The following is a 21,792-nucleotide window of genomic DNA, read 5'->3' as shown; positions in this document are numbered from 1 at the left end:
GCCCTTGGTGCAAAGCCCGATGGGGTTTGCTCATAATAGAGAAAACTAAGCACTTTAAGTAATTTTCATGCTATCCAAGTTGACCGGCATCGGGCGGCTTGCTACAGTGACCCCATGGATGGAGTCGACATGAGCGTGATCTTCGGCATGTTCGGCACGATGATCGGGCTCATCCTGGCATCAATCTGGCATCAGCATCGCGAGGCCGCCAAGACCCGTGCCGAGAACACCCGCCAAATCGAACTCGCCACCGCCGAGAACACCCGCCAAATCGAACTCGCCACCGCCGAGAACACCCGCCAAATCGAAAAATGCAACCAACGAATCGACCAGGCCACCGCCGAGAACACCCGCCAAATCGAACTCGCCACCGCCGAGAACACCCGCCAAATCGAAAAATGCAACCAACGAATCGACCAGGCCACCGCCGAGAACACCCGCCAAATCGAACTCGCCACCGACAAACTGAGGGGTGACTTGAACGAGCACAAGCAAATAACCAAGCAGAAGCACTACGAACTCAAACAGACCTTCGACGAGAAGCACTACGAACTCAAACAGACCTTGGAGAAGAATCACGAAACCACGCAGGTCAAGCTCGACAAGCTCACCGACAGCCTTACCGATGCCCGTGAACGGCTGGCTCGAATCGAGGGGCATCTGGGGATCGGCTGGCCGCATCCCCCACGCGGGACCGAAGAGGGCGAGGCCACCGCAGCTTGACCGGGCCAAGGTTTGTGCCCGCCCCGAGTCTGTTTCTCCATACCCGGGCCCGGCCCCAGGCAATACTGGTGAGGTGTGGACAATAGACCCCAGGCAATACTGGTGAGGTGCGGACAATAGACCCCTTCCGGGGGGCCTCGATTCGGTGAGCTGGGTTACTGCGCTGGGCCTTGTGGGCGCAGCGCTGCTCATAGCTGCCAATGCAGTGTTCGTGGCCGTGGAGTTCGCCCTGGTGGCGGTGGACCGGATTCGAATTGAGCGGCTAGCCGCGGATGGACGGCGAGCAGCCCGGACCACCCTGCTGCTGCTGAAGTCCCTCTCGTTCCAACTATCAGGGGCACAGTTGGGCATTACTGTCACCTCATTGGCTCTGGGCTTCATAGCCCGGCCCTCCATCGCCGAAGCCCTGGAGCCGGTGGCCGACCGCTTGGCTGGAGGAGCCGCCAACGGCTTGTCCGTTGCCGCGGCCCTGGCGATTGCTGTGGTCGTTCAGATGATGTTCGGAGAGCTGATTCCCAAAACCCTGGCCATTGCTCGCCCGCTATCCACTGCAATGCGATTCGCCACCCTGATGCGAGGCTACGCGATCGTGGCCGGTCCATTCATCCGTTGGTTGGATGGAAGCGCCAACTGGGTAGTGGCCCGGATGGGTATAAAGCCCCCCGGAGAGCTGAGCGAGGCTCGTTCCCGCGATGAACTGGCCTGGCTATTCCGATCCTCTGGTCAGAAGGGGACAATGCCACCGGCTAGAGTCCGCCTGCTTACTCGAGCCATCCGGTTCGCTGAGCGAGACGCCGCCGATGTGCTGGTTCCCCGGGTGTCAGTGTGTTCCATCGAGTACCACCAGTCGGTGGCGGAATTGGTCTCGCTGGCCAGTAGAACCGGGTTTTCTCGCTTCCCGGTCATCGCCACCGATATCGATGATGTTGTGGGCGTGGCCCTGGTCAAGAACGTGTACAAGGTCCCGACCAACCAGTGGGCCTCCACCCCGGTCACCGACATCATGCAGGTGCCGCTGATCGTCCCCGAAACCCGAAACCTGCGCTCGCTGCTGCTGGACATGAGGTCGCAGCGCAGCCCCCTGGCTGTGGTCATGGACGAGCACGGGGGTACCGCGGGCATCGTCACCCAAGAGGACCTGGTGGAAGAGATCGTGGGTAAAATCGCCGACGAGCATGACAGCGCCGAACCTCCGGTGGTGACTCAAGATGCCGGCGAGTTGGTGGTTCAGGGCGGAATCCACCCCGATGAGTTGGAGGACATGACCGGGCTTCGAGTACCTGACGGCGATTACGAAACCCTGGCGGGCTTTATCCTGACCCACCTTCAACGCATACCGGCCTCGGGCGAGGTCTTCCGCTACCAGAATTGGGAGTTCTTGATCGAGTCCCTGGACCGGCATCGCATTGACACCGTCCGCTTGCGCCCGGTAAAGCCCAGCCGCCCAGCCGCCCCCCACCGGAACCACCAATGACCGCGCTCCTCATCGCCCCCCACCGGAACCACCAATGACCGCGCTCCTCATCGGTACCGCCGTTGCCCTCCTTTTGGCCAACGCCGGGTTCGTAGCAGTGGAGTTTGCCCTCCTCGCCGCCCGACGATCACGCTTGGAACCCCTGGCCGATGCGGGGCACCGCCGGGCCCGACTGGCGCTGGCAGCCATAAACGACCTCAACCGCCAACTGGCCGGTGCTCAGTTGGGCATCACCATGGCATCGCTAGGACTGGGATTCGTGGCCGAGCCCGCGGTGGCGAATCTCATCGAACGAGCAGTGAAGTCGTTTGTCGAACTGCCGTCGGGGGTGCTGCACACCATCTCGTTCGGGGTGTCCCTGAGCCTCGTGGTGTTCCTGCACATGGTGCTGGGGGAGATGGTCCCCAAGAACATCGCTCTGGCCGGGGCAGAGCGCACCGCCATGTGGCTGGCCCCGGCGAACCGCTTTTACGCCACCGTTTTCGGTCCGCTCATCGGGCTTTTGAACCACCTCAGCCAAGCTCTGGTGCGCCTGGGTGGTGTGGAACCCATGGACAAGATCGCCACCACGCACACCGCCCAGGAGTTCTCCGTCCTGGTGGAGCACTCCGCAGCCGAAGGATTCCTGGATGATTTCGACCGGTCGCTGCTTTCCAGTGCCCTAGAACTGGCCCGCCGCCCGGTCCGGACGGTCATGGTCCCTCGAGATCAGATCGTGGCGGTGGAGCGAGATACCACTGTGGCTGAAGTGCTCAACGTAATGAACAGCAGCGGCCACTCCCGGATTGTCGTCCAGAAAGGTAGCGTGGATCGCGTCGTGGGATTCGTCCACGCCAAGGATCTCCTCGAGGTAAGCGGCACCCGAACATCGCAGCCTCTGAGTGCTGAGATGATCCGGGCTGTGCCCACCATCAATGGGGAAACTTCCCTGGAAGGCGTGCTCGCGCTGATGCAGGACAGTCGGCGCCACCTGGCTGTCGTTAGTCACGGTCCCCGGCGGCGAACCGTTGGCCTTGTCACGCTGGAGGATGTTCTCGAAGTACTGGTCGGTGATCTCATCGATGAGACCGACCCTGCCGGTCCTCCCCTTTCAGGCCCCACAACATGAGAATCGCCACCACCGTAAAAGCTGCGTCGGTGCCGCCGATATGACCTTTCATGCCCCACGACATGATAACCACCACCACCCTCTCAACCCCCACGACATGATAACCACCACCCCATAACGAATTTCTCAGGCCCCTACCGCGTGGTAGCCGCCGTCGACATGAATCATTTCGCCGGTGGTCATGGGAAACCAGTCGGACAGCAAAGCGACCACTGCTCGGGCCACCGGCGAGTTGTCCCGAACATTCCAACCCAGAGGAGACCGGTTGGCCCAGGTGTCCTCGAATACCTCGAAACCGGGAATGGAGCGGGCCGCCATGGTGCGTACCGGGCCGGCAGCCACCAGATTCACACGGATGCCCTGGCCTCCCAGAGAACGGGCCAGATAGCGAGCAGTGGACTCGAGGGCGGCCTTGGCCACCCCCATCCAGTTGTACGCGGGCCAAGCCACGGTGGCATCGAAGTCCAGCCCCACAATCGACCCGCCACCATCCATGAGGGGAACCACCACCTCGGCCAGGGTCTTGAGTGAGTAGGCCGAGACCTCCAGTGCAACCTTGACGTCGTCCCACCCGGCAGCCATGAAGTCATCACCCAAGCACACTTCGGGAGCGAACCCAATGGCATGCAGGGCCCCGTCCACCGATCCCCAACTCTCGGCCAGCTCAGCCCGCAGGGCAGCGGGGTGCTTAGGGTCGGTCACGTCAAAGGCCAGCACCGGGGGTGAGCCGGGCAGTTTGCGGGCGGTTCGCTCCGTGAGCCGGAGGCCCCGACCGGCGCCGGTCAACACCAGCTCAGCCCCCTCCGCAGCAGCCAGCGAGGCAATACCGAAGGCCAGCGAAGCTTCGGTTAGCACACCGGTGATCAGAATCCGCTTCCCATCCAGAAGTCCCATGATGATGGGGAGGTTACTTCGCCCACGTTGCCTCTGTGGTTGTCGCAGTTACGGAGTGCCTTCGTGTCAACAACCGGGGTAATGCGGTGACCGCGCGGTTCCGTGTGGGTTCCGGAGTGCCTCTCCTATAGCTTTGGGCGATGCGAATCGGGATTCTCGGAGGTACCGGACCAGCAGGCAGCGCTCTTGCCCTCCGGTTGGCGTCTGTGGGGTTCGACACCGTGGTGGGGTCACGCTCGGCCGACAGGGCTGCCGAAACCTGCAACCGATTGAGAGCCGACTGGCCCGACCACGATCTCCCGCTCTCGGCTACTGATAACCACGGTGCCGCTTTGTGCGATGTGGTGGTAGTGGCCACTCCATGGGATGCGGCTGCCGCCACTGCCGCCTCGGTAGCCAGGGAGCTGGCGGGCAAAGTGGTGATCAGCATGGGTAATGCCCTGGTGAGGATAGACCGCGAGTTCCAGCCTCTGATGCCGCCCCGGGGCTCGGTGGCGGCATCCGTTCAGGCCGCGGCCCCGAAGTCCATGGTGTCCGCCGCTTTTCATCATGTACCCGCACGCGAACTGGGCGACCTGAACCATCCAGTGGAGAGCGATGTGCTGGTTTGCTCCGACCATCCCGAGGCCACCGAGACCACCCTGGCAATCGTGACCGAGTTGCCCGGTGTCCGGGGCCTCGACGCCGGGCCGCTGTCGTGCGCAACTCCGGTGGAGGCGTTTGCCGCGGTGCTTCTGCAACTCAACACCCGCTACAAGACCCGGGTGGCGGTCCGCTTCACCGGGCTGGACCTCGAAGGCGACTGATCCCGCCGGCCCATGCCCACATCCTCGCCTTTTCGCCGACCGCCCACCGGAGAACCGCCAACCGAGCCGATGAGGCTCTACGACACCGCCCGACAAGCGGCGGTCCCGTTCGAGCCGGGTCCGGTGGTAACCATGTACACCTGCGGTATCACCCCCTACGATGCCACCCACCTGGGTCACGCCGCCACCTACGTGGCATACGATGTGCTCCAGCGGCGACTGCGGGACCGGAACCACGAGACCCGCTGCGTCCGCAACATCACCGACGTGGACGACGACATCCTCCGCAAGGCTCGCGAGATAGGCGTTCACTACCTGGATCTGGCTGCCGCCGAGACCGCCCGGTTCAACTCCGACATGGAAGCGCTGGGGATGCTGCCGTGCTGGTCGGAACCGCGGGCCACCTCGGCCATCCCCGATATCCGCCGGTTCATCGGTCTGGTGCTGGATCGGGGCTACGCCTACCGGTCGGGCGGATCGGTTTACTTCGATGTCTCCGCCTTTGACCGTTTCGGCCAGATCAGCCATCTCGACCGCTCCACCATGCTGACGTTGGCCGCCGAGCGCGGGGGCAACCCCGACGATCCCCATAAGCACGACCCCCTGGATTTCGTGCTGTGGCAGAAATCCGCCCCCGACGAACCCGTCTGGGAATCCAAGTGGGGCCCGGGCCGCCCCGGATGGCACATCGAGTGCTCGGCGCTGGCCATGCGGGAGTTGGGCGACACCGTGGACCTGCACGGCGGCGGCTCGGATCTGATCTTCCCCCATCACGAATGCGAGGCCGCCCAGTCGGAGGTGGTCACCGGGAAGCGGTTCGTGCGCCACTGGATGCACCAGGCGATGGTGTGCATGGACGGTGCCAAGATGTCCAAATCGCTCGGCAACCTGGTTTTCGTATCCGACCTCCTGAAGGAGTACGACCCCCGAGCCGTCCGGCTGGCCATCGTGGCCCACCACTACCGGGATTCCTGGGAGTGGGACGATCGGGTTATGCCCGCCGCCGCCGCCCGACTCGAGGTTTGGCTTTCCAGCCCGGCCGAGAGTCGCGCCATTACCGCGGCTACCACCCTTTCTCAGGTACGGGCCTGCCTGGACGACGACCTCGACACGCCTTCCGCGGTTACCGCCATTGATGCGGCGGCGTCAACCGGAGGCATCCGAGCCGCCGCCGCCCTACTCGGTGTCCAGCTCTGGTGAGGCGTGAACCGACCAGACCCGGGTGGGCCGGTAAAATGAACCGGCCCACCCCGGGCGGCAGCCAAAGCGAACCGGCTCGGCCCGGGCGGGCCGGTAAAATGAACCGGCCTGCACCGGGCGGCCGGTAAAATCGTCTGGTCATGGCTGACATCAGCGTCACTCTCCCCGATGGCAGCACGCGCAAAGTCCCTTCCGGTGCCACTGCGGGCAACCTGGCCGCGGCCATAGGTCCCGGCCTGGCCAAGTCTGCCCTGATCGCCACCGTGGACGGGGTCGAGGTGGACCTGAACGTTCCACTGGCCGATGGCCAAAAGGTATCGATCCTCACCGCCGGCAGCGAGGCCGGCCTGAACACGCTGCGTCACTCCACCGCCCATGTGCTGGCCCAAGCCGTCCTGGGGATGTACCCCGGTGCCACCTACGCGATAGGCCCTCCCATACAGGACGGCTTCTACTACGACTTCTACCTGCCCGGGGGAGCCACAATCAGCGACGACGACCTCGAGGCCATCGAGGCCCGGATGCGGGACATCATCGCGGCCGACCAGCCCTTTGAACGTCATCAGGTATCGGTGGATGAGGGGCTGGAGCTGTTCGCGAACCATCCCTACAAGCGGGAGATCATAGAAACGGTGGCCGCCGCCACCGGATCCACCGGGGCAGAACCTGGGGCCGACGACCTGGTCACCGAGGTGGCCGGTGACGGCAGCATCAGCTACTACCGCAATTCCGAGTCGTTCGTGGACCTGTGCCGCGGTCCCCACGTCCCCTCCACCGGCCGGTTGGGGCACTTCAAGCTGATGAGCGTCGCCGGAGCCTACTGGCGCCGCGACACCGGTCGCCCCTCCTTGCAGCGCATCTACGGGACCGCATGGGCATCCCGCAAGGACCTGGCCGCCCACCTGCATCGGCTGGCCGAAGCCGAAAAGCGAGACCACCGGCGTCTGGCCCGCGAGCTGGACCTGCTGTCCTGGCCCCACGAGCTGGGCCCCGGGCTGGCGGTGTGGCACCCCAAGGGGGCCGCTGTGCGCCGAATCATCGAGGACTACAGCCGCCGCCGCCACGACGAGGGGGGCTACCAGTTCGTGTTCTCCCCCCACATTGCTCGCTCCGAGCTGTGGGAGACCAGCGGCCATCTGGACTTCTACCGGGAGAGCATGTACCCGCCCATGGAGATGGACGGCACCTCCTACCACCCCAAACCGATGAACTGCCCCTTCCATGTGCTGATCTACAAGAGCGGCCAGCGCTCCTATCGTGACCTGCCCATTCGCATGTTCGAGCTGGGTACCGTGTACCGCTACGAGTTGTCCGGGGCGGTCCACGGGCTGATGCGCTCCCGAGGGTTCACTCAGGACGACAGTCACATCTTCACCACCCGCGAGCAGGCCCCCCAGGAGATCACCTCCCTGGTGGCTTTCGTGCTGTCGGTGCTGCGGGCATTCGGATTCGAGGATTTCGAAGCCCGGTTGGCCACCCGGCCACCGGAAAAATCGGTGGGGGACGATGCCGAGTGGGAACTGGCCACCACCGCCCTGCGGGATGCTCTGGAGGCCGCCGGGCTGGATTACGAGCTGGACGAGGGCGGGGGTGCCTTCTACGGACCCAAGATCGATATGGATGTGCGCGACGCCATAGGGCGGAGCTGGCAGCTATCCACCATCCAGGTGGACTTCCAGCTCCCCGAGCGGTTCGATCTCGAGTATGTGGGGACCGACGGCGGCCGCCACCGACCGGTTATGATCCACCGGGCCCTCATGGGATCCATCGAGCGCTTCTTCGGGGTACTCATCGAGCACTACGGCGGTGCATTCCCCGCCTGGTTGGCCCCCGTCCAGGTGGAGATCCTGCCAGTGGCCGCCGCTCATGCCGCCCATGCCGCCGAGGTGGCCGACCGGCTGATCAGGGACGGATTCAGGGTCCGAGTATCGAACGCGCAGGAACCGCTGGGGCGGCGAATCCGAACGGCCAAACTGCAAAAGGTTCCCTACATCCTGGTGGTGGGGGACGACGATGTGGCTCACGGTACCGTGGGAGTGAACGCCCGGGGCAGTGACGGCGAAAAGCGGGACATAAGGGTCGAAGACTTCGCCTCTCTACTGGACAACGATGTGCGCACCCGCCGCTGATGCTTGAGCACCTGTGGGCTCCCTGGCGAAGCCACTACGTTGCGGGTGGCAACCCGACCGGTGCGGTACCGGGGGAGGGCACCCTGTTCGAACGCATACTGGCCGCGCCCGAGCCCGACGAGGAGACGGGCATAGTGTGGCGGGGCAAGACCTGCTTCGCGGTTCTCAATGCCCACCCCTACGGCAGCGGTCATGTGCTGGTGGCCCCCAACCGGGCCGCGGCCGACTTGGCCGACCTGAGCAAAACCGAGAGCGACGAGCTGTGGGATGCCGTCCGGGCCACGGTAGCGGCCATCCGCAGGGCCTACCACCCTCACGGGGTGAACGTGGGCATCAACCTGGGAGCGGCCGCCGGTGCCGGCGTGCCCGACCACCTGCACGTCCATTGCCTGCCCCGGTGGCGAGGCGACACCAACTTCATGACCGCCACCGCTGAAACCAGGGTGCTCCCCGAATCTCTTTCCGAATCGTGGTCAAAACTGAGAAACGCCTGGGAGGCTGGCTAGCCTCCTGCTGTGTCCGATACCGAGAAACGGGCCCCCCAGAAAAACACAACGCCCGACGCAGAAATCACCGACGAGCAGGCCCCCCAGAAAAACACAACGCCCGACGCAGAAATCACCGACGAGCTCCCATCAGAGCTGAACGTCAGCGAGTACGTCGGTCCCTACCTGTTTCCCAACAACAGCCGCCGCCGCATCCCGGCCATCATCTACTTGTCGGCCGCGGTGGTCTGTACCGTGGTCTGGGTCGTGGCCTCCGGAAGTCCACTGGTCAACGGGGGAATGCCGGCTGCTGCCATCGCCCTGGCCGTCTTCGCCGTCTACGGCTTAGCTTGCGGGAAGGAGTTGAAAATCGACGAATCGGATGCCCTGGTGATCGCCATTGGCGCGGTGGGATTCCCCGTGGGCCACGCCTCCGCCCAGATGGGTTGGCGGGGCTGGTTCAGCCGCCCCACCTGGCGCATCCTGCTCTACTCCAATGAGCCCCAGCCCGATCAGCGAGGCCTGGTTTTCGTGGATGGCATCAACGGCGAGGTCATCGATCAGCTCGTGCAACCCAATCCCGAGGACTGGGCCGACCCGATCACAGGCAGGCAGGTACAGTAGAGGCACATGTTCGACGGTAACTGGCGTTCGGCGGTCAATAAAGGACTAGACCCCCTCGGTGCTGCTCTCTGCCGGATGGGGGTCGGTGCCGATGCGGTCACTGCTGCCGGTCTTGTCATGGCCGCCGGGGCTGCCCTGGTGATCGGCCGCGGCCAACTGATCCTGGGCCTGATTCTCATGATCCTCACCGGTATCTCCGATGCCCTCGACGGACCCATCGCCAAGGCATCGGGGACCAGCTCGACCCGGGGAGCGTTCTTCGACTCCGTCAGTGATCGGGTGTGTGATGCCCTGCTGTTCGGCGGAGTCGCCTGGTACCTGGGATCCCACCAATCCGGGCGGATCTTCATGCTGCCGGTGGCGCTCATGGCCACGGCCATGCTGGTTTCCTACCAGCGGGCCAAAGCCGAGTCGCTGGGCCTGGATGCCAAGGGGGGACTGATGGAGCGGGCTGAACGGTTCATCGTGCTGGGAGCCGGTCTGGCCTTCAGCTTTGTGCTCATACCCGTGCTGTGGGCCATGCTAACGCTCACTGCGGCCACCGCAGTACATCGATTCGTCAAGGTGTGGCGCCAGGCGGGCTCCCCGCCGGCTCGCCGGCTGGAGGTGCCTCGAGCTCGCCGCGCCGCCGGCCGGGAGCGGCGGTCATCCCCCGAGAGGTGGCACTTTTCCCACCGGACAAATCGCCGATCCCCCCGCCGATCGCGGCACTGACCCGCCCCCTGGATGACTGCGACCGCAGGGCCGCTATTCAAGCACTGAGCCGGTGTCGGAACCCGCCCCCAGGATGACTGCGACCACCGATGGGGTGGCCCCCATAGCCCGGCCCCGCCGCCCCTCGGCCGATGTGGCCCTCTACCGCGTTGGCGCATCCCTGGCCCGCCGCCTACCCCACCCGGTGGGGGCTGCTCTCACCCGAGCCATCAGCCGCAGCGCTTACCGGCTGCTCCCCGAGCGCCGGTTCATCACCGAACGCCGCCTGCAACGGGTGTGCGGTCCCGATCTGGAGGGGGATGCGTTGGCCCGGGCCGTGCGGGCCTCGTTCGAGTCCTACGCCCGATACTGGTTCGACAGCGCCCGACTCTCCGGTATGGACGACACCGCGGTGGACACCCGATTCAGCCACCAGGGATACCACCACATCCAGGAGGCCATCGACACCGGCACCGCGCCGATTCTGGCCCTGCCCCACCTGGGGGGCTGGGAATGGGCCGGCACATGGATGGCCCGGATTCCCGGGTATCCGGTGATATCCGTGGTCGAACCGCTGAAGCCGGCCCGGCTGTTCGACTGGATGGTGGACGAGCGTCGCCGTATGGGCATCGACATTGTGCCGCTGGGGCCCGACGCGGTCTCCGTGCTCATCAGGTCACTGCGAGCCGGACAGGTGGTGTGCCTGCTGGCCGACCGCCAAGTGGGGCGCGGGGGAGTGGAGGTGGAGTTCTTTGGGGAACGCTCACTGCTGCCCGGCGGGCCGGCCGCTTTGGCCCTGCGGACCGGTGCAGCAATCCTACCCACCGCGGTCTACCAGGACGGGCCCAACCATCGGGGTGTTGTGCTTCCCCCGGTTCCCGTCGAGCGCCGGGGTCGGCTGCGGGCCGATGTGACCCGGATAACCCAGGATGTAGCCCGATGCCTGGAGGACCTGATCCGGGCGGCCCCCGAGCAGTGGCACCTGATGCAGCCCAACTGGCCCAGCGATCAAGAGGCTCTTCACCGGTTCCGCGAGAAGAAGGAGCGGCAAGCTCCACCGGTAATCGCGACGGATCGGCCATGAGCACAGCCTCGGTAATCGCGACACATCGGCCATGAGCACAGCTTCGATTATCGCAACGGATCGGCCATGAGCACAGCCTCGGTAATCGCGACGGATCGGCCATGAGGGTCGGCCTGGTCTGCCCTTACAGCCTCACCATCCCCGGTGGGGTCCAGGGCCAGGTCATGGGGTTGGCCCGCTCGTTGCGCCGCATGGGAGTGGAGGCCCGGGTGCTGGCACCGTGCGACGGCCCTCCGCCCGACGAATCGGTCACCCCGCTGGGCAACAGCCTTCCCACCGCGACCAACGGCTCCGTCGCTCCCCTTGCTCCCGATCCCCCCGCCCAACTCCGTACGATCCGAGTGGTGCGCGACGAACACTTCGATGTTTTCCACCTGCATGAACCGATTGCCCCCGGCCCCACCAACACCGTTGCGGTGTTGAAATCGGCACCACTGCTGGGCACATTCCACCGGGCCGGCCACAGCACCGCCTACCAGTACTTGCGTCCTCTGGTGCAATGGGTGGCCAACCGCCTGGATCATCGCTGCGCTGTGTCCGAGAACGCCCGCCGCCTGGCCGCGGACCAGCTCGGTGGCCGCTACGAATTGGTGTTCAACGGGGTTGAGCTGACCGCCCCATCCGCCGAACCGGTGAAATCATCCCACCCCACCATCTTCTTCGTGGGGCGCCATGAGCCCCGCAAGGGGTTGAGCACGCTGATAAACGCCCTTGAGCATCTGCCGCCCGAGATACGATTGTGGGTGGGTGGTGACGGCCCCGAGACCAGCAGGCTGAAGAAGCGGACCGCCGATGACCCCCGCGTGGAGTGGCTGGGCCGGATCTCCGACCTGGATAAGCAGGCCCGCTTGCGGGGAGCCGATGTGTTTTGTGCCCCATCCCTGTTCGGAGAATCGTTCGGGGTGGTTCTGCTGGAAGCCATGGCGGCCAGGACCCCGATCGTGGCTTCCGATCTGGATGCCTACGCCGTTGTGGCCCGGCCGGAGCGCGACGCCCTGCTATGCCCACCCGGTGACGCGGTCGCACTGGCCATCGCCCTCCAGCGCGTACTGTTCGACGAGAACATCGCCGGTTCCCTCGTCGAGTCGGGATTGGATCGGGCCCGGCAATTCTCAATGGACAGGCTGGCCAGCCGCTATGGCGAGATATATACCGACCTGGCCGCCGGCCGCCGGATCCGCACCCCAAGCCTCCGGGTGGGCTAGAACCTGGGGGAAGGAGGGAGCGTGAACCACAGCCGGCATCGATCCACAGTTTCCCTTGGTGTCCTGGGGAATCGATCCACAGTTTCCCTTGGTGTCCTGGGAGCCATCATCGGGGGGGCGATGATGGTCGTGCTAACCCTGCTCGGAATGTCCTGGCTCTGGGCCGCAATCCTCGCCGTCGTGGTGGCCACGGCTTGCCTGATCGGGCTGCGTTTCGGAGCTTGGCGGCTGCTGCTGCGCCTGACCGGCAGCGAACCCCCGAACGGCCCGACCCAAGAGGTTCTCGCCAACGTGCTGGAGGGCCTATGCGTGAGTCACGGCATTGCCGCCCCCGAACTGCGCACCATCGACTCCCGCTCCATCAACGCCCTGACCACGGCCCGAACCCCCAACCATGCCGCCATTGTCGTGACCACCGGCGCGGTCGAACAGCTCGAACGCATAGAAATGGAAGGGCTGCTGGCCCATCTTTTGTGCCGTATCCGCCGAGGCGATGCTGCTTTCGACACGCTGGCCGGAGTCCTCCTGGCCTGGCCGTTGGGGGCGTTCGGCCAACTGCGAGTTTGGGTAATGAACCGGGTTCTACCCGCGGCCCGAAGCCTGGAAGCCGACTTCGAGGCCGTGTCGCTAACCCGGTACCCGCCTGGTCTGCTGTCAGCGCTGATGACGCTTTCCAACCAGCAGGCTGGGGTACCATCATCCTCAGTGGCTGCTTTGCACATGTGGGTTGATGAGCCCGATTGGGGAGCTTCCGACACCATCCGCCACCCCCGGATGGAAACCCGCATCGCCGCTCTCAACGAACTCTGATGAAAAGCGCACCTGCTCCCCGGCGCATGACCAGAGCACTTCCATCGGGACACCGGTTCTGGGCCTCTGCTCGGCCGGGGGTGGCAACGGCTACTGCACTGGTGGCCATCATTTCGGTGGCCGCGGCCTGCGGCGACTCGAACGGGGAGAATCCCGCTACCGGAATCTCGGCAACCGCCACGGTTGAGCCCACTTCGGGAACTGCCGGCGGCACCGGGCCCGCGGAAGGCACCAACCCTCCAGCCACCGCCAACCCCGGTTCCCGCGATCCCGATCCCGCCGGCACGTCCACCCCGCAAGGCGACACCACTGCTGACCCCATCCCGGCCACCCCCACGCCCCTGCCTGCTCCCATCGAACCGTTGACAGGCGAACCGCTGGATGATCCATCCATCATGGGCAGGCCCGCCCTGGCGGTGAAGACCGGCACCAGCAGCGTGGGCCGCCCTCAGACCGGCATCAACCAGGCCGACATCCTCATCGAGGTAAGGGTGGAGACCATCACCCGCCTGCTTGCCGTCTTCCACAGCCAGGGAGTCGAACCACTGGGTCCGGTCCGGTCGGCTCGAAGCTCCGACCCCGACATCCTGGCCAACTTCAGCCGGCCAGTGTTCGGACACTCCGGGGCCAACCCGGGTGTGCTGCGAGAAGTGGCCCAGGGTGAGGCCGGCGGCAAGCTCCACGAACTGCGCTGGGATGACCTGCCCACCGGCTACTGGCGGGTGAGGGACAGGGTACCCCCCTTCAACCTGTACACCACCACCTCGGCCCTCTGGAAGGCCGCCCCCAGCCACTTGCAGGCCCCCGAGCCCTTGTTCCAGTACCGCAAGCAGGGGGATGCACTCCCCCCGGCCGCCGAGCCGGTTCCTGGCGTCGAGATCCGCTATCTCGGCGGCACGATTGCCCATTTCGTTTGGGACGCCGAGGCCGGGTCCTGGGCTCGCTGGCAGGACGGAACCCCCCATGTGGACATGGCTCGCAATCCCGATGGCACCCCCGACCCCGAGGCCGACCCCGTCCAGATCGCTCCGGCCAACGTGGTGGTGCTCCAAACCCGCTATACCAGCAGCGCTCCCTGCCCATCGTGCCCCCAGGCCATCACCGTGGATCCCGAGGGCGGCACTGCCCTGGTGTTCACCGATGGTCACCTGATCCGGGGGCGGTGGACCCGCCCATCGGCGAACCGCTCCTGGCAAGTGACCGGCAACGACGGTAATCCCGTGCGACTCACTCCTGGGCAGACCTTCATCGCCCTGCCCGGGGGGGACGTGTTGGTTATGGTGGAGAGCTTCGCCAAGAACCTGCTCAAGAAGCGGTAGAAACGGCAGCGGCCCACAAACAAGCAACAAAAACCGGCTCCATAAACAGTAACGGTTAAACCGGCCTCGCGTTCTGGGCGGCGGAGGTCATAGACTGCGGTTATGTCTGTGGAGTCGATGCAGGGCCGTGAGACGGGAACCCCATTGGTCAAGCGAGGACTCGCCGAGATGCTCAAGGGCGGGGTCATCATGGATGTGGTCACCCCCGAGCAAGCCAAGATTGCCGAGGATGCCGGAGCGGTGGCGGTCATGGCCCTGGAGCGGGTGCCTGCTGACATACGCCGCGACGGTGGCGTGGCCCGCATGAGCGATCCCGAGATGATAACGGGAATCCAGCAGGCGGTAACCATACCGGTCATGGCCAAGGTCCGTATCGGCCACTTCGTGGAGGCCCAGATCCTGGAAGCTCTGGACGTGGACTACATCGACGAGAGCGAGGTGCTTACCCCCGCCGATGAGGCCCACCACATCGACAAGTGGGAGTTCACCGTGCCATTCGTGTGCGGTGCCACCAACCTGGGTGAGGCTCTGAGACGCATCTCCGAGGGAGCCTGCATGATCCGCTCCAAGGGAGAAGCCGGCACCGGCAACATCGTGGAAGCCGTCCGCCATCTCCGGTCGATAATCGGCGACCTGCGCCGCGTCACCCAGGCCGACTCGGCCGAGCTGTTCGACTGGGCCAAGCAGCTCCGGGCCCCGCTGCCCCTGGTTCGGGAGGTCGCCGAAACCGGGTGGCTGCCGGTACCTCTGTTCTGCGCCGGGGGCATATCCACACCGGCCGATGCCGGGCTGGTGATGCAACTCGGTGCCGAGGCGGTGTTTGTCGGCTCGGGCATCTTCAAGTCCTCCGATCCCGCCCCCCGGGCCAAGGCCATCGTGGAGGCCACCACCAACTACCGCGATCCCCACATCCTGGCCAAGGTCAGCCGCGGCCTGGGCGAACCCATGCCCGGCCTGGAGATCGACGGTCTCGCCACCCGGCTGGCCGACCGGGGCTGGTAGCAGCCATCACCGTGCGCCGAACCAGCACCGGCAAGGATACGGAGCCCCCGGGTGAAGGTCGGGGTTCTGGCCCTTCAGGGCGCGTTCAGCCTGCATGAGCAGGTTCTGAACCGTCTGGGGGTGGCCGCGGTCCAGGTTCGTACCCCCGAGGAGCTGGCCGAGGTGGATCGCCTGGTCATCCCCGGCGGGGAATCAACCACCATCTCCAAACTGCTGGAGGCCAATCATCTGGGTGATCCGCTGGCCGACCGCCTGGACGATGGCCTGCCGGTGCTCGGGACCTGCGCCGGGCTGATCCTGCTGGCCACAGCGGTGATGGACGGCTACGAGGACCAGCGCTGTTTCGGAGGGGTGGACATGACGGTACGACGCAACGGTTACGGTCGCCAGTCCGACTCCTTCACCGTCCCGCTTCGGATTCACGAATGGGAGATTCCGTTTCCCGGGGTGTTCATCCGAGCCCCGGTGGTCGAGTCGGTGGGTGAAGGTGTGGAGGTTCTCGCCGTTCTGGACAGGGTGCCGGTAATGTGCCGCCAGAACTCGGTTGTGGTGTCCTCGTTCCATCCCGAGCTGGCCACCGACGACCGGGTTCACCGCTGGTTCATCGAGCAGGACTGGTCGACATGACCCGCACCACCCCACACATCTTCCGCAGTTTCAGCCGAGCACAGGAGTAGAAGCACATGACCCGCACCAACCAACCCGCCCCCCGCAGTTTCAACCGCATACAGGAGTAGAAGCACATGTCAGGGCATTCCAAGTGGGCGACCATCAAGCACCGCAAGGGGGCGGCCGACAAGCGCCGGGGCAAGCTGTTCGCCAAGCTCATCCGCCAGGTGGAGGTGGCCGCCCGCCAGGGAGGTGGCGACCCCGATGCCAATCCCACGCTTCGAACCATGTTCCAGAAGGCCCGGGACAACTCGGTGCCGCTGGACACCATCGAGCGGGCCATCAAACGGGGCACGGGAGAGTTGGAGGGAGTCTCCTACGAGTCCGTGTTCTACGAGGGCTACGCCCCCGGGGGGGTGGCCCTGTTTGTCGAGACGCTGACCGACAACCGCAACCGGACCAGTTCGGAGGTGCGGGCGCTATTCACCCGCAACGGGGGATCGCTGGCCGAGCCCGGCGCGGTGGCCTGGCAGTTCGAGCGCAAGGGAGTAGTGATCCTGGATCGATCGGTGAACGAGGACGATCTGATGATGGCCATCCTCGATGCCGGCGGCGAGGATCTGGTCGACGATGGTGACACCTGGCAGATCACCTGCGATCCCTCCGACCTGTTCGCCATACGCGCGGCCCTGGATGAAGCAGGCATAGCCTTCATGTCCGCCTCATCCACCATGCTGCCAACTTCGGTGGTGGGCGTGGATGCCCCCGACACGGCCCGATCCGTTCTCCGCATCATCGACGCTCTCGACGATCACGACGATGTTCAGGATGTTTACGCCAACTTCGACATCCCCGACGAACTCCTCCGAACCGCAGCCGGCTAGCCGGGGTGGTCAAATCAAACAGGTTAGCCACCAGCCTCACCAACCTTGGACCGGGACCGGTCAGTCGAACAGGTTGGACTGGTTGGGAGCGTCGGCTGGTGGGGTCAGGTCCAAGTGGTGCCAGGCCAGCGGGGTGGCCACCCGGCCCCGGGGGGTGCGCATCAACAAGCCCTGCTGGATGAGGAACGGTTCGTACACATCCTCCACCGTCTCCGCCGGCTCACTGACGCTGATGGCCAGGGTGGACAGACCCACCGGACCACCCCCGAACCGCTCGCAGAGGGCCGACAGCACGGCCCGATCGATCTTGTCCAAACCGGCCTGGTCAACGTTGAACAACCTCAGACCCGCAGCCGCGGTGGCCTGGTCGATAAAGCCTCCGGCCCGGACCTCGGCGTAGTCCCGAACCCGGCGCAGCAACCGGTTGGCGATTCGGGGAGTGCCTCGGGCCCGGCAGGCGATCTCGGCGGCCCCCAGCCGGTCGATCCGGATGTCGAGGATGGCGGCCGCCCGAGTCACGATGGCCTCCAGATCGGCGGTCGTGTAATAATCGAGCCGAGACACCAGGCCGAACCGGTCTCGTAACGGGCTGGTGATCAGGCCGGTGCGGGTGGTAGCCCCCACCAGGGTGAAGCGGGCCAGATCCAAGCGGATCGGCTGAGCCGAAGGGCCCTTTCCTATCACTATGTCGATGTTGAAATCCTCCATGGCCGGATAAAGCATTTCCTCAACTATCCGAGATAGCCGGTGAATCTCGTCAATGAACAGGACATCGCCCTCCTCCAATTGGGAGAGGATGGCGGCCAGATCACCGGATCGCTCCAGGGCCGGCCCCGAAGTGATGTGCAACCCGGCTTTCATCTCCTTGGCCACGATGTGAGCCAGCGTGGTCTTACCCAGGCCGGGAGGGCCGGCAAACAGAAGATGGTCGGCTGCTTGGGAACGACCCCGAGCCGCCTCCAGGATGATGTGGAGGTGCTCCTTCAACTCACCCTGCCCGATGAACTCGTCCAGCCGGGTGGGGCGCAGCCCCACTTCGACCAACTCATCATCGGGCTGGTTGACCCCCGAAAGCAGCTCCTCGCGTTCGCTCATGTCCGGATGGCCAGATGCCGGAGGGCGGTTTTGAGCAAATCGGCGGTATTGTCACCCGCAGGTAGGGACTGGATGGCTCCCCGGATCTCCTCGGGGTCGTAACCCAGCTCGACCAGAGCCTGGCGCACCTGGCTGCGGGCATCGGTGGACCCACCGGTTGGTTCGCTCCCAACCACTGCGGTGGCAACATCGCCGATTTCGAACCGGGCCTTTAGCTCCACCAGCAGCCGGGCCGCGGTTTTCTTGCCCACCCCGGGGATCAAGCAGAGGGCATCCAGGTCGTCGGTGGACAAGATCGTGGCCAGCCCCGCGGGGCGGTGCACCGACAGGATGGAAAGGGCCAGCATCGGACCCACCCCGTGGGCCGACAGCAGCGCCTCGAACGCCCGCCGCTCCTCAACAGTGGGAAATCCGTAGAGGGTTTGGGAGTCCTCCCGGATGTGATGGTGAATATGCAACAGCACCTCTCCATTCAGCTCCCCCAGTCCGGACGCGGTGCCCGGCGAGACGGTGACCCGGTAACCGACACCGGCCACCTCCACAATGATCTCGACCACCGCGTCGCCCCGGTGCCACGAAAAAAGCGTGCCCCGCAGCAGCCCTATCACCGCGCCGCCCGGATCGAGGATCGAATGGGAAGATGGGCCAAGTGGCAGAGCGCGACCGCTATCGCATCGGCGGCATCCACCGGTTTAAGCGGTTGGGGCAGCCGCAGCAGGGTCTGCACCATCCGTCCCACCTGCTCCTTGCCGGCTCCCCCCCAGCCTGCCACCGCCATCTTGATCTGGGTCGGCGAGTACTCCGCCACCTCGGCACCCGACCCCGCCGCCACGGCCATGGCCACCCCGCTGGCCTGCCCCACTCCCATGGCGGTGCGGACATTGACCTGAAACAGCACTTGCTCTATGGCCACCGTCTCGGGACGGTGGATGGTGATCAGATCAGCCAACTCGCTCTGGAGTTCATACAACCGTTGCGGGATGGGATCGGTCTTGGCGGTGCGGATGACCCCGGCCGCCACCGCCTCGGCGGCGCGACCCCGCCCCCGAACCACGCCGTAACCGCAGCGGGACAAACCAGGGTCGATCCCCATTACCAGCATCGCCACCAAACTACAGCCCCGGTGCGACAATCCCGGGATGCCCGCACCCATCGGGTAGAAACAGACCATGCAAACCGAGGAGCTGGACTACCAGTTGCCCGAAGCTGCCATAGCCCAGCAGGTGGCCGAACCTCGTGACAGTTCCCGGTTGCTGGTGGATCGGGGAAGCGGGGTGGCACCCGAGCATCGCCTGACGCGGGATCTGCCCGAACTTTTGGGACCGGGTGATGTTTTGGTGGTCAACGACAGCCGGGTCATGGCCTGCCGGTTGCGGCTCCGCAAGGCCACCGGGGGGCGGGTCGAAGTCTTGCTGCTGGAACCGGGGCCGGACGGTTGGTGGAGCGCGCTGGTACGTCCCGGTCGCCGGGTGCCCCCCGGTACCGAGCTGTGGCACGGCGGGCAGCCGGTGATGGAGGTGGGGAAGCGGCTGGGCAACGACGGCCACCGCCGGGTGAAACCGACGGGCGACCCCAACGCCCTCATGCGCTCGGCCGGGGAGGTGCCGCTGCCCCCCTATATCACCGGGAGGGCGTTCGACCCCGAGCGTTACCAGACCGTGTACGCCCGCCGGCCGGTATCGGCGGCCGCCCCCACCGCTGGGCTGCACCTCACCGGGGCGGTGCTGGACCGCTGCCGGGCGGCTGGAGCCGTCGTGTGTTCCCTGGAACTGGCCGTGGGTGCCGCCACCTTCACCCCGGTGAAAACCGACCAACTCGACGACCATCCCATGCATGCCGAGTCGTACCGCATACCCGCTGCCACCATGGCCGCCTGCGCCAGCGCCAAGAGGGTGGTGGCGGTGGGCACCACCGTGGTGAGGGCACTGGAATCGGCCGCGGCCACTGGAGCCCCCTGTGGGACGACCCGCTTGTTCATCAGACCGGGGCACCGGTTCGAGGCCGTCGATGCCCTGCTCACCAACTTCCACCTGCCCCGGTCCAGCCTCCTGGCCCTTTTGGCCGCGTTCATCGGCCCCCGCTGGAAGGACCTGTACAGCATCGCCCTCACCGAGGGGTACCGCTTCCTCTCCCTGGGCGATGCCATGTTCTGCTCCCGGGATAGGGACCGGCATCAGGGATCGCGGTAACGGTGGCGAGTTCATGACCTTGCGATTCGACGAGTTGGCCCGCGACGGCCAGGCCCGGAAGGGGCGCATCACCACCCCGAGGGGCTCGTTCACCACCCCGTGTTTCATGCCGGTGGGCACTCGAGCCGCGGTCCGCACCCTCGATACCGGCGACCTCGAAGCCCTTGATCCACCGGTTGTGCTGGCCAACACCTACCACCTCATGATGAGGCCCGGTCCCGGCGTGATTCAGCTCCTGGGCGGGATCCACGGGTTCACCGGCTGGTCGGGCCACGTGCTCACCGATTCGGGGGGATACCAGGTGTTCTCCCTCGATCCCCGGGTGGACGACGACGGTGCCACCTTCCGGTCCACCTACGACGGCTCGGCCCATCGCTTCACCGCCGAGCGGGTGGTGGACGTGCAACTCCAGTTCGGATCCGACATCCAGATGGTTCTGGATGTCTGCCCGCCGGCCGATGCCCCCGCCGAGGTGCAGCGCCAGGCAGTGGATCGCACCTCGGCCTGGGCGGCCCGAGCCCGCCGCCGATTCCTGGAGCGCAGCCAGGACCACCCCGCCGGCGCCCAGTTCGGCATAGTCCAGGGCGGGACCGACCCAGCGCTTAGAGTTGAGAGCGCGGCTCGAACCACCGAGGTCGGTTTCGAGGGCTACGCGGTGGGCGGCCTGTCGGTGGGTGAGCAACGGGACCGGATGCTGGCGGCCCTGGCCGCCACCGTGCCCCACCTGCCCCGTGACCGGCCCCGCTACTTCATGGGGCTGGGCGATCCGGTCGGATTGCTGGAGTCGGTGGCGCTGGGGGTGGACATGTTCGACTGCGTGCTGCCCACCCGGCTGGCCCGCCACGGAACCGCCCTCACCTGGCAAGGGCGCCTCAACATCACCAACGCATCGTTCGCCACCGACGACCGGCCCATGGACCCCGACTTTCCCACCGGTCCCGCCACCCGCTACTCCCGGGCCTACCTCCGCCACCTGTTCAACGTTGACGAGCCCTCGGCCGCCCGGCTGCTCACCCTCCACAACGTGGCCTGGCTGCTGAACCTCATGGAATCCACCCAGGATGCCATAACCACCGGAACGCTGGACCGGCTGCGCCACCGGGTGGCCGAATCGTGGACCCACCCCGCCGAGTCGTCCCCGAGCCGGACCTTCCGGTAGGATTGCCACCCTTGGAAATTGTCTTCATCTTCTTGCTCATGGCCATGGTCATGGTCTTCTTTTCCTCCCGGCGCAAGCAGCGCGAGCGCCGGGATCTGCTCGAATCCCTGGATGTGGGCGATGAGGTGATCACCGCGTCGGGGCTGTACGGGATGATCACCGAATTCGATGGGAGCACCGTGTTCATCGAAGTGTCCGACGGTGTCGAACTCAAGATAAGCCGCGACACCATCGCCAACAAGGTCGTGTATTCCGACGTCAATGGTGACGGCTCCGACTCCTAGACCCCTTCCCCAACGC

23 protein-coding genes are annotated in these 21,792 nt (G+C 65.5%); 19 read left to right on the top strand and 4 right to left on the bottom strand.

Features of this window, described 5'->3' with window-relative positions:
- Window positions 1-114 precede the first annotated feature (114 nt).
- From ACOGXC_RS05320 to ACOGXC_RS05310, 3 genes are all read left to right on the top strand, one after another.
- Window positions 115-723 (top strand): hypothetical protein, encoded by a 609-nt coding sequence (locus tag ACOGXC_RS05320; RefSeq protein WP_419919667.1) that lies wholly within the window; start codon window positions 115-117, stop codon window positions 721-723.
- Between the two features lie 145 nt (window positions 724-868).
- The gene (locus ACOGXC_RS05315; protein ID WP_419919666.1) at window positions 869-2,197 is read left to right on the top strand and encodes a hemolysin family protein; all 1,329 of its coding nucleotides are present in this window, start codon (window positions 869-871) and stop codon (window positions 2,195-2,197) included.
- Between the two features lie 34 nt (window positions 2,198-2,231).
- Entirely contained in the window at window positions 2,232-3,305 is a 1,074-nt protein-coding gene (locus ACOGXC_RS05310; protein ID WP_419919665.1) for a hemolysin family protein, read from the top strand.
- A gap of 126 nt (window positions 3,306-3,431) precedes the next feature.
- Here ACOGXC_RS05310 and fabI read toward each other — a convergent pair whose 3' ends face one another.
- The gene (fabI, locus tag ACOGXC_RS05305) at window positions 3,432-4,202 is read right to left on the bottom strand and encodes an enoyl-ACP reductase FabI (RefSeq protein ID WP_419920019.1); all 771 of its coding nucleotides are present in this window, start codon (window positions 4,200-4,202) and stop codon (window positions 3,432-3,434) included.
- Between the two features lie 137 nt (window positions 4,203-4,339).
- Here fabI and npdG point away from each other — a divergent pair, with 137 nt between their 5' ends.
- The 13 genes from npdG to ACOGXC_RS05240 all read left to right on the top strand — a co-directional run bounded on the left by npdG (window position 4,340) and on the right by ACOGXC_RS05240 (window position 17,049).
- Window positions 4,340-5,005, top strand: coding sequence for an NADPH-dependent F420 reductase (npdG, locus tag ACOGXC_RS05300; RefSeq protein ID WP_419919664.1), 666 nt, complete (start codon window positions 4,340-4,342; stop codon window positions 5,003-5,005).
- Window positions 5,006-5,017: 12 nt separating this feature from the next.
- On the top strand, window positions 5,018-6,205 hold the full coding sequence (gene cysS, locus ACOGXC_RS05295) for a cysteine--tRNA ligase (protein ID WP_419919663.1): 1,188 nt from the start codon (window positions 5,018-5,020) through the stop codon (window positions 6,203-6,205).
- 140 nt (window positions 6,206-6,345) lie between these two features.
- Window positions 6,346-8,334, top strand: coding sequence for a threonine--tRNA ligase (thrS, locus tag ACOGXC_RS05290; RefSeq protein ID WP_419919662.1), 1,989 nt, complete (start codon window positions 6,346-6,348; stop codon window positions 8,332-8,334).
- Window positions 8,334-8,840, top strand: coding sequence for an HIT family protein (locus tag ACOGXC_RS05285; RefSeq protein ID WP_419919661.1), 507 nt, complete (start codon window positions 8,334-8,336; stop codon window positions 8,838-8,840). Before thrS ends, ACOGXC_RS05285 begins: the two co-directional genes overlap by 1 nt.
- 9 nt (window positions 8,841-8,849) lie before the next feature.
- Window positions 8,850-9,443 (top strand): hypothetical protein, encoded by a 594-nt coding sequence (locus ACOGXC_RS05280; protein WP_419919660.1) that lies wholly within the window; start codon window positions 8,850-8,852, stop codon window positions 9,441-9,443.
- 75 nt (window positions 9,444-9,518) lie between these two features.
- Window positions 9,519-10,157 (top strand): CDP-alcohol phosphatidyltransferase family protein, encoded by a 639-nt coding sequence (locus ACOGXC_RS05275; protein ID WP_419919659.1) that lies wholly within the window; start codon window positions 9,519-9,521, stop codon window positions 10,155-10,157.
- A 52-nt stretch (window positions 10,158-10,209) separates the two neighbouring features.
- Complete coding sequence (locus ACOGXC_RS05270; protein WP_419919658.1) at window positions 10,210-11,220, top strand: phosphatidylinositol mannoside acyltransferase; 1,011 nt, start codon at window positions 10,210-10,212, stop codon at window positions 11,218-11,220.
- 101 nt (window positions 11,221-11,321) lie between these two features.
- A complete protein-coding gene (locus ACOGXC_RS05265; RefSeq protein ID WP_419919657.1) occupies window positions 11,322-12,425 on the top strand; it encodes a glycosyltransferase family 4 protein in 1,104 nt (367 codons plus the stop codon).
- Window positions 12,426-12,545: 120 nt separating this feature from the next.
- Window positions 12,546-13,235, top strand: a complete 690-nt coding sequence (locus tag ACOGXC_RS05260; RefSeq protein ID WP_419919656.1) for a M48 family metalloprotease — start codon at window positions 12,546-12,548, stop codon at window positions 13,233-13,235.
- A 26-nt stretch (window positions 13,236-13,261) separates the two neighbouring features.
- Window positions 13,262-14,554 carry a DUF3048 domain-containing protein gene (locus ACOGXC_RS05255; RefSeq protein WP_419919655.1) on the top strand — a complete coding sequence of 431 codons (1,293 nt, stop codon included), beginning with the start codon at window positions 13,262-13,264 and terminating at the stop codon, window positions 14,552-14,554.
- 102 nt (window positions 14,555-14,656) lie between these two features.
- Entirely contained in the window at window positions 14,657-15,556 is a 900-nt protein-coding gene (gene pdxS, locus ACOGXC_RS05250; protein WP_419919654.1) for a pyridoxal 5'-phosphate synthase lyase subunit PdxS, read from the top strand.
- Window positions 15,557-15,607: 51 nt separating this feature from the next.
- Window positions 15,608-16,183 carry a pyridoxal 5'-phosphate synthase glutaminase subunit PdxT gene (pdxT, locus tag ACOGXC_RS05245; protein ID WP_419919653.1) on the top strand — a complete coding sequence of 192 codons (576 nt, stop codon included), beginning with the start codon at window positions 15,608-15,610 and terminating at the stop codon, window positions 16,181-16,183.
- A gap of 116 nt (window positions 16,184-16,299) precedes the next feature.
- Window positions 16,300-17,049, top strand: a complete 750-nt coding sequence (locus ACOGXC_RS05240; protein ID WP_419919652.1) for a YebC/PmpR family DNA-binding transcriptional regulator — start codon at window positions 16,300-16,302, stop codon at window positions 17,047-17,049.
- A 60-nt stretch (window positions 17,050-17,109) separates the two neighbouring features.
- On the opposite strand, the gene ruvB is transcribed toward ACOGXC_RS05240, so the two are convergent.
- From ruvB to ruvC, 3 genes are read right to left on the bottom strand one after another with little or no spacing between them, the layout of a single operon-like run.
- Window positions 17,110-18,144: a Holliday junction branch migration DNA helicase RuvB gene (gene ruvB / locus ACOGXC_RS05235; protein ID WP_419919651.1), complete on the bottom strand. Its 1,035-nt coding sequence runs from the start codon at window positions 18,142-18,144 to the stop codon at window positions 17,110-17,112.
- Window positions 18,141-18,752 carry a Holliday junction branch migration protein RuvA gene (gene ruvA / locus ACOGXC_RS05230; RefSeq protein ID WP_419919650.1) on the bottom strand — a complete coding sequence of 204 codons (612 nt, stop codon included), beginning with the start codon at window positions 18,750-18,752 and terminating at the stop codon, window positions 18,141-18,143. The genes ruvB and ruvA overlap by 4 nt, the downstream gene beginning before the upstream one ends.
- Entirely contained in the window at window positions 18,749-19,246 is a 498-nt protein-coding gene (ruvC, locus tag ACOGXC_RS05225; RefSeq protein ID WP_419919649.1) for a crossover junction endodeoxyribonuclease RuvC, read from the bottom strand. The genes ruvA and ruvC overlap by 4 nt, the downstream gene beginning before the upstream one ends.
- Before the next feature lie 67 nt (window positions 19,247-19,313).
- On the opposite strand from ruvC, the gene queA reads away from it, so the two are divergent.
- Genes queA through yajC form a run of 3 tightly spaced genes read left to right on the top strand, consistent with a single transcriptional unit; the run spans window position 19,314 to window position 21,776 of the window.
- On the top strand, window positions 19,314-20,333 hold the full coding sequence (gene queA / locus ACOGXC_RS05220) for a tRNA preQ1(34) S-adenosylmethionine ribosyltransferase-isomerase QueA (protein WP_419919648.1): 1,020 nt from the start codon (window positions 19,314-19,316) through the stop codon (window positions 20,331-20,333).
- Between the two features lie 13 nt (window positions 20,334-20,346).
- A complete protein-coding gene (tgt, locus tag ACOGXC_RS05215) occupies window positions 20,347-21,492 on the top strand; it encodes a tRNA guanosine(34) transglycosylase Tgt (protein ID WP_419919647.1) in 1,146 nt (381 codons plus the stop codon).
- A gap of 11 nt (window positions 21,493-21,503) precedes the next feature.
- The gene (gene yajC, locus ACOGXC_RS05210) at window positions 21,504-21,776 is read left to right on the top strand and encodes a preprotein translocase subunit YajC (protein ID WP_419919646.1); all 273 of its coding nucleotides are present in this window, start codon (window positions 21,504-21,506) and stop codon (window positions 21,774-21,776) included.
- The last annotated feature ends 16 nt before the right edge of the window (window positions 21,777-21,792 follow it).

The organism is Candidatus Poriferisocius sp. (assembly GCF_965202595.1).
In the GTDB taxonomy this organism is placed as follows: Bacteria; Actinomycetota; Acidimicrobiia; order Acidimicrobiales; family Bin134; genus Poriferisocius.
Note: the sequence above shows the minus strand (reverse complement) of the source record. Positions and strands in the feature narration are given on the sequence as shown.

Excerpts from the sequence above, each read along its gene's own strand:
- ACOGXC_RS05320 (WP_419919667.1), top strand. The coding sequence starts at position 115 with ATGGATGGAGTCGACATGAGCGTGATCTTCGGCATGTTCGGCACGATG.
- ACOGXC_RS05285 (WP_419919661.1), top strand. The coding sequence starts at position 8,334 with ATGCTTGAGCACCTGTGGGCTCCCTGGCGAAGCCACTACGTTGCGGGT.
- ACOGXC_RS05240 (WP_419919652.1), top strand. The coding sequence starts at position 16,300 with ATGTCAGGGCATTCCAAGTGGGCGACCATCAAGCACCGCAAGGGGGCG.
- ACOGXC_RS05260 (WP_419919656.1), top strand. The coding sequence starts at position 12,546 with ATGATGGTCGTGCTAACCCTGCTCGGAATGTCCTGGCTCTGGGCCGCA.
- ruvB (WP_419919651.1), bottom strand. The coding sequence starts at position 18,144 with ATGAGCGAACGCGAGGAGCTGCTTTCGGGGGTCAACCAGCCCGATGAT.
- thrS (WP_419919662.1), top strand. The coding sequence starts at position 6,346 with ATGGCTGACATCAGCGTCACTCTCCCCGATGGCAGCACGCGCAAAGTC.
- ACOGXC_RS05265 (WP_419919657.1), top strand. The coding sequence starts at position 11,322 with ATGAGGGTCGGCCTGGTCTGCCCTTACAGCCTCACCATCCCCGGTGGG.
- cysS (WP_419919663.1), top strand. The coding sequence starts at position 5,018 with ATGCCCACATCCTCGCCTTTTCGCCGACCGCCCACCGGAGAACCGCCA.
- npdG (WP_419919664.1), top strand. The coding sequence starts at position 4,340 with ATGCGAATCGGGATTCTCGGAGGTACCGGACCAGCAGGCAGCGCTCTT.
- pdxS (WP_419919654.1), top strand. The coding sequence starts at position 14,657 with ATGTCTGTGGAGTCGATGCAGGGCCGTGAGACGGGAACCCCATTGGTC.
- ACOGXC_RS05275 (WP_419919659.1), top strand. The coding sequence starts at position 9,519 with ATGGGGGTCGGTGCCGATGCGGTCACTGCTGCCGGTCTTGTCATGGCC.
- tgt (WP_419919647.1), top strand. The coding sequence starts at position 20,347 with ATGACCTTGCGATTCGACGAGTTGGCCCGCGACGGCCAGGCCCGGAAG.
- queA (WP_419919648.1), top strand. The coding sequence starts at position 19,314 with ATGCAAACCGAGGAGCTGGACTACCAGTTGCCCGAAGCTGCCATAGCC.
- ACOGXC_RS05255 (WP_419919655.1), top strand. The coding sequence starts at position 13,262 with ATGACCAGAGCACTTCCATCGGGACACCGGTTCTGGGCCTCTGCTCGG.
- ACOGXC_RS05310 (WP_419919665.1), top strand. The coding sequence starts at position 2,232 with ATGACCGCGCTCCTCATCGGTACCGCCGTTGCCCTCCTTTTGGCCAAC.
- ruvC (WP_419919649.1), bottom strand. The coding sequence starts at position 19,246 with ATGCTGGTAATGGGGATCGACCCTGGTTTGTCCCGCTGCGGTTACGGC.